This is a genomic window from Kitasatospora sp. NPDC054768, from assembly GCF_053612025.1.
Genome location: NZ_JBSHBN010000125.1, coordinates 20,988 through 27,364 on the forward strand (window position 1 = coordinate 20,988; position 6,377 = coordinate 27,364).

The window sequence follows — 6,377 nt, forward strand, 5'->3', positions numbered from 1 at the left end:
CTGGGACCCGCCTCAGGCCGCGGCGGCCTTGGCGCGGAAGGCGCCGAGGGTGGTGGCCGGGACGCCGCAGCCGGGGAGGAAGGAGGCCGCGCCGCCGTGGTGGGTGCGGACGCGGTCGAGGAAGACGGACATGGCCTCGGCCGGGGCCTCCAGGAGGGGCGCGGGGATCGTGAGGTTGTGGCCCCGGGAGTCGGTGACGCGGGAGGTGGTGCGGTCGTTGAGGGCGGTGCGGTGGCGTTCGGCGAGGCCGGCGAAGATCTGCGGGAGGGCGTCGGCGGTGCGGGTGTAGTCGGCGACGATGTGCTCGGCGGGGACGTCGAGGAGGTCCAGCAGGAGGGCGGTCAGCAGGCCGGTGCGGTCCTTGCCGGCGGCGCAGTGCAGCAGGACGGCGCCGGGGCGGACGGTGGCGTCGACGGCGGCGGCCACCGCCTCGGGCGCGGACTCGGCCAGCAGGACGTAGAAGTCGCCCAGGTCGGCGGCCGTGGCCATGGTGCGCATCCGCGCGGTGAGGGCGTCGGTGGCGGGGTTCACCGGGGCGGCGACGACGGATATCCCGGCGGCCGCGGCGGCGGCCCAGTCCTCGGGGTCGGTCTCGCGCGGGTCCCGCAGGTCCACGATGGTGCGGATGCCGCAGCCGCGCAGCTGGGCGACGGTGGCCTCGTCGGCGGCCGGGAACGGCTGGGCGGAGCGGTACAGCACACCGGGACGGACCCGCCGGCCCTCGGGGTCGCCGAGGACGGCGGCGTCACGGAAGTTGACCAGGGACATGCGGGAGGCCTTTCGGTGGAGCCGCACCCGGGACGGGACGGGGAAGATCCGGAGCGGAGACATCTAGACGTCTAGATGTGTAACCCGTTCCGGGGTCGCCGGGCAAGCCTCGATCGATGCATCCCTCCATCCCACTCCCCTCGGCGGGCCACGGCGACCCGGGCGGCCACGGCGATCCGGGCGGCGGAAGCGGGCGCGGGCGGCCGCAGCGGGCCCGGCCGGCGGCCCGGGCGGCACGGGCGGCACGGACCGACCCCGGCGGCGCGGGCGGGCTCCGTAGGATCGGGCCCGTGGCGACGAACCCCCCGAGCTCCCCGAACACCCCGGTGTACCGCCGCCTGGCCCGCCGGATCCAGGAGCGCGTCGACGCCGGCGCCTACCCGGCCGGCACCCGGCTGCCCAGCGAGTCCGAGCTGAGCGCCGAGTTCGGCGTGAACCGGCTGACCGTGCGGCAGGCGGTGGCGGAGCTGGAGCGGGCGGCCGTGGTGGAGATCCGCCGGGGCGTGGGCACCTTCGTCCGCCCGCCGGCCGTCCGGGTGTCGATCGCCGTGGACCCGCGCAGCCAGCGCTTCGACCTCGGCAGCGTGCCCACCGCACTGCCGAACGAGGAGCGCACCGACGGCGAGTTCGTGGTGGCCGCTCCGCCCGTCACCGGCTCGCCGCAGGACGCGGAGGCGGCCCGGCAGCTGGGCCGCACCCCGGCGGAGCTGTCCCGGGTGGACTCGGTGATCCGGCTGGGCGGGCGGGCCCGGGCGGCGTGCAGCTACTGGGTGCCGTTCGGCCCGCTGCCCGCCGAGCTGGTCCGGCCGGGCCGCTCCGGGAACCTGGTGCCGGACCTGGCGCGGGCCGCCGGGGTGGAACTGGAGTACGACTGGCGGGCCTTCGGCGCCGTCGGCGCGGACCTCGCGGACGCCGAGCTGCTGGGCGTCCCGCCGGGCACCGCGCTGCTGGTGCGCGAGGGCGTCAGCTGCACCCCGGACGGCGCCCCGGCGCTGTACGTGCGGCGGCGGATCGACGGCAGCAGCGCGCGCTTCGTCCTGCACTTCCGCGACCGGTAGCGAAGGCCGCCGCGCCCGCCCCCGGCCGGAGCGCCCCTGATAAATTCAGCGCCGAAACACCAGGCCGTACGGGGGCGGGCAGAGCACGGTGATCGAGGAGATCGACTACGACATACCCGGCGAGCTGGCCGAGGTCTATCTCGTCCTGCTCGCCGACGTCTCCCGCACCGGTCGGCTGCCGCGCCGCGAGGAGCTGGAGCGCCTGCGCAAGCTCGGCGAGCACTGCGCCGAGGCCGGGTACGGGCTGCGCGAGGTGGTGGCGCAGTGTCTGGCCGCGGCCCGGCGGGCCTGGCAGACCCTGCCCGGGACGGCCGCCGCGAGCAGCGTCACCGAGCTGCGCCGCACGGGCGACGCGGTGCTCGCCGCCACCGACGCCGCGCTGGCCGCGCTGGGCGAGGGCCACGAGCGGGCCCAGCGCCTGGCCGTCCGCCAGGAGGAGGCGGCCCGCCGGGAGTTCATCGACGACCTGCTGTTCGGCCGCAGCGACCTCGGGCTGCTGGCCGAGCGCGCGGAGCGGTTCGGGCTGCGGCTGGCGGGCTCGTACACGGTGGCGGTCGCGGTGGGCGAAGAGCCGTTCGCGGACGTCCATCCGCTGGTGCACCGGGTGGAGCGGGAGCTGGCCGGGCGGTTCGGCGAGCGGGACGTGCTGCTGGCCAGCAAGGACGGCCGGCTGGTGTGCATCGCCCCGGACTCCGAGCGGGCCGTGCTGGAGGCCTTCGCCGAGCTGACGCTGCGCCCCGGCCCCGGCTACCGCCCGGTGCTGCGGGTGGCCACCGGCCGCCGGCACTCGGGGCCGAGCGGGGTGCTGCGCAGTTACGAGGAGGCGCTGGACGCGCTGGACTACGCGCAGCGGCTGGACCTGCCGGCCCGGCAGCTGCGGGCCGAGGAGCTGCTGGTCTTCCCGGTGCTGATGCGCGACCGGGCCGCCATGGCCGACCTGGTGCGCAGCGTGCTCGGCCCGCTGACCGAGGCGCGCGGCGGCGCCCGTCCGCTGCTGGACACCATCGCGGTGCAGGCGGAGGCCGCGTACGTGAACGCGGAGGCGGCGCGCCGGCTGGGCCTGAGCGTGCGCACGCTGGGCTACCGGCTGGAGCGGATCAAGGCGCTGACCGGGTACGACCCGGCGGACGCGCTCCAGCGCTTCACCCTGGAGACGGCGGCGATGGGTGCGCGGCTGCTGAACTGGCCGGAACAACCGCTGTAGTACGCGGTACGACGGCTGTAGTACGCGGTACGACGGCTGTAGTGCGCGATACGACCGCCGCGGTCCCGCGCCACGGGAGCCCCCCGCCCCAAACCCGCGGGGCGGCTCCGGAACCGTCCGGCGGCCGTCCTGTTGCCGAGCTGTTGCAGTGTCACGCGGGCCGTGCGTACCAGGGTGTCAAGAGGGCGTAAAGATTGCCGGATCCTGGCAATGTGCGGGGGGCGGCGGCACTGTCATGATCTCCCCGGCGCCGAAGCGCGGCGCCGGCGGGAAGACGGGGGAGCGTGGCCGGGATGGGGGGATTCTTCGCGGCCGCGCTGGCCTTCCCGACGGCGCTGTTCAGCTTCGCGCTGGTGGTGGTGGTCGGGTACTGGTCGCTGATGCTGTTCGGCGGCCTGGTTCCGGGCGCCGTGCACGGGGGGCACGGCGGCGGGCACCAGGTGGACGTCGGACACGCGGGGCACCACCTGGGTGCCGGGCACGGGGGGCACGCCGGGCACCTCGGACACGGGGGGCACAGTGCCGGGGGGCACGGCGCCGACGACGGGTCCGGCCGGCAGGGCGCCGGCCACCACACGGGCGTGCTGGACGCGCTGGGGCTGGGCGGGGTGCCCGTGACGGTGGCGGTGTCGCTGCTGGTCGCAATCGCCTGGTTCGTCAGCCTGGCCGGCACCGTCCTCACCTCGGGGGCACCGGCGCGCGGCGGCGTGTTCGTCGTCGCGCTGGTCGCCTCCTGGGCGGGCACCCGGGTGCTCGTCCGGCCGCTGTCGCGGCTGTTCCCGCAGGACCGGCCGGTCACCCGGGGGGACTTCGTCGGCCGGGTCTGCGTGATCCGGACCGGCCGGGTGACGGCCGACTTCGGGCAGGCCGAGGTCACCGCGGAGGACGGCTCCACCGCGACCGTCCAGGTCCGTACGGCGACGCCCGAACCGGCCCTGACGGCCGGGCGGACCGCCCTGATCTTCGACTACGACGCCGAGGGCGAGCACTTCCTGGTGGCGCCCTTCGACCCGCCGGCCGTTCACTGACGCCTGTCCACTGACGCCGCGTCACACGTTTCCACCCACCCCCACCGCACTTCCCTTCGCACCAACTCGCCATCGTCAAAGGACTCCGTGATGGACACCATCGCCGTGGGTTTCGGCGTGCTCGTCGCCGTCGTGCTGCTCATCGTGCTCGCCATGCTGCTGTTCGTGGGCCGTCTGTTCCAGAAGGTCGAGCAGGGCAAGGCACTGATCGTCTCCCGGACGAAGAAGGTGGACGTGACCTTCACCGGCGCGATCGTCCTCCCGGTGCTCCACAAGGCCGAGTTGATGGACATCACCGCGAAGACGGTGGAGATCCACCGGGCCGGCCGGGACGGCCTGATCTGCCGGGACAACATCCGCGCGGACATCCGGATCTCGTTCTTCGTCCGGGTCAACAAGACCGTCGAGGACGTCATCAAGGTCGCGCAGTCGATCGGCACCGCCCGGGCCAGCGACCCGCAGGCGATCCAGGAGTTCTTCGCCGTCAAGTTCGCCGAGGCGCTCAAGACCGTCGGCAAGCAGCTGGACTTCACCGACCTGTACACCCACCGGCACGAGTTCCGGGACCAGATCATCGCGGTCATCGGCACCGACCTCAACGGCTACACCCTTGAGGACGCGGCCATCGACCACCTGGAACAGACGCCGATGAGCCAGCTGGACTCCGACAACATCCTGGACGCCCAGGGCATCCGCAAGATCACCGAGCTGACGGCGATCGAGCACGTGCGCACCAACGAGTACCAGCGCAACGAGCAGAAGGAGATCACCCGGCAGAACGTGGACGCCCGGGAGGCCGTCCTGGAGCTGGAGCGCCGGCAGGCCGACGCCGAGATCCGCCAGCGCCGCGAGATCGAGACCCTGCGGGCCAAGGAGGACGCGGTGATCGCCCGGGTGCAGGAGGAGGAGCGGCTCAACGCCCAGACCGCCTTCCTGCGCACCGAGGAGCTGCTCGGGGTGCAGCGGGAGAACCAGGCCCGCGAGGTCGCGGTGGCGCAGAAGAACCGCGAGCGGGTGATCGCGGTGGAGAACGAGCGGATCGAGAAGGACCGCCTGCTGGAGGTCGTCGGCCGCGAGCGGGAGACCCAGCTCGCCACGATCGCCAAGGAGAAGGAGGTCGAGTCCGCCAAGCGCGAGGTCGCCGACGTGGTCCGCGAGCGGGTCGCGGTGGACCGCACCGTCGCCGAGCAGGAGGAGGCCGTCAAGACGCTGCGCGCCACCGAGGAGGCCGAGCGGGTCCGCAAGGCCGTCGTGATCCAGGCCGAGGCCGAGGCACAGGAGAAGCTCGTCAAGGACATCAAGGCCGCCGAGGCCGCCGAACAGGCCGCCTCGCACAAGGCCCGCGAGGCGCTGGTGCTGGCCGAGGCCCGGCAGCGGGCCGCCGAGCTGGACGCGGCCGCCAAGATCCGGATGGCCGAGGGCATCCGGGCGGAGGCCGCCGCCGAGGGCCTGGCCCGGGTCCAGGTCCGTGAGCAGGAGGCCGCGGCGGTGGAGAAGGTCGGCCGCGCCGAGGCCGTCGTCCAGGTCGAGAAGGCCAAGGCCGCCGCGCTGGAGGTCGGCGGCAGGCTGAAGGCCGAGGCCGAGGGCCTGACCGAGAAGGCCGCGGCGATGGCCAAGCTGGACGAGGCCTCGCGCGGGCACGAGGAGTACCGTCTGCGGCTGGCCGCCGAGAAGGACGTCCGGCTGGCCGGGCTGGACACCCAGCGGCAGATCGCCGAGGCCCAGGCGGCGCTGGTCGCGGCCGGGCTGGAGAAGGCGAAGATCGACATCGTCGGCGGGGACTCGGTCTTCTTCGACCGGCTGGTGCAATCGGTGTCGGCCGGCAAGAGCCTGGACGCCTTCGTCGGCCACTCGCAGACCGCGCAGACCCTGGCCGGGCCCTGGCTGGACGGGCGGGCCAGCTTCACCGAGGACCTCACCAGGGTGCTCTCCTCGGTCTCCACGGCGGACGTGCAGAACCTGACGGTCTCCGCCCTGCTGATGAAGCTGATCGGCTCGGGCGCCGGGGACCAGGCCGGGCAGCTGCGCCGGCTGCTGGAGTCGGCGCGGCAGCTGGGCGTCGCGGAGACCCCGCTCGGGGTCCTGGCCGGCGGCCTCGCCTCGGCCAACGGCTCCAAGTGACCCGCTGAGCGACCGGGCGTTCCGACCCGCCGCCCGAACCGGCTGAACCGCCCCAAACCACCCGATCCGACCGAACCGACCGAGGAACGTGACCGTGACCGTGGACGCCCTCGACGCCCGGCTCGACGCCGGCACCTACGAGGTCCTGCGCGACCGGCTCGCCCGAGCCGCCGCCGAACTCGCCGACCGGGCCCAGGC

At 74.4% G+C, this 6,377-nt stretch carries 5 protein-coding genes; 4 read left to right on the top strand and 1 reads right to left on the bottom strand.

From position 1 onward, the window contains the following. Positions 1-12: 12 nt before the first annotated feature. The gene (locus ACWGKU_RS29555) at positions 13-768 is read right to left on the bottom strand and encodes a tyrosine-protein phosphatase (RefSeq protein ID WP_452180041.1); all 756 of its coding nucleotides are present in this window, start codon (positions 766-768) and stop codon (positions 13-15) included. Positions 769-1,058: 290 nt separating this feature from the next. On the opposite strand from ACWGKU_RS29555, the gene ACWGKU_RS29560 reads away from it, so the two are divergent. The 4 genes from ACWGKU_RS29560 to ACWGKU_RS29575 all read left to right on the top strand — a co-directional run bounded on the left by ACWGKU_RS29560 (position 1,059) and on the right by ACWGKU_RS29575 (position 6,179). Next, positions 1,059-1,826 (top strand): GntR family transcriptional regulator, encoded by a 768-nt coding sequence (locus tag ACWGKU_RS29560; protein WP_452180040.1) that lies wholly within the window; start codon positions 1,059-1,061, stop codon positions 1,824-1,826. A gap of 88 nt (positions 1,827-1,914) precedes the next feature. Then, positions 1,915-3,030, top strand: coding sequence for a PucR family transcriptional regulator (locus ACWGKU_RS29565; RefSeq protein ID WP_401055256.1), 1,116 nt, complete (start codon positions 1,915-1,917; stop codon positions 3,028-3,030). A gap of 293 nt (positions 3,031-3,323) precedes the next feature. Beyond that, positions 3,324-4,058, top strand: coding sequence for a hypothetical protein (locus ACWGKU_RS29570; RefSeq protein WP_452180039.1), 735 nt, complete (start codon positions 3,324-3,326; stop codon positions 4,056-4,058). Between the two features lie 90 nt (positions 4,059-4,148). Further along, complete coding sequence (locus ACWGKU_RS29575) at positions 4,149-6,179, top strand: flotillin family protein (RefSeq protein ID WP_387685517.1); 2,031 nt, start codon at positions 4,149-4,151, stop codon at positions 6,177-6,179. The last annotated feature ends 198 nt before the right edge of the window (positions 6,180-6,377 follow it).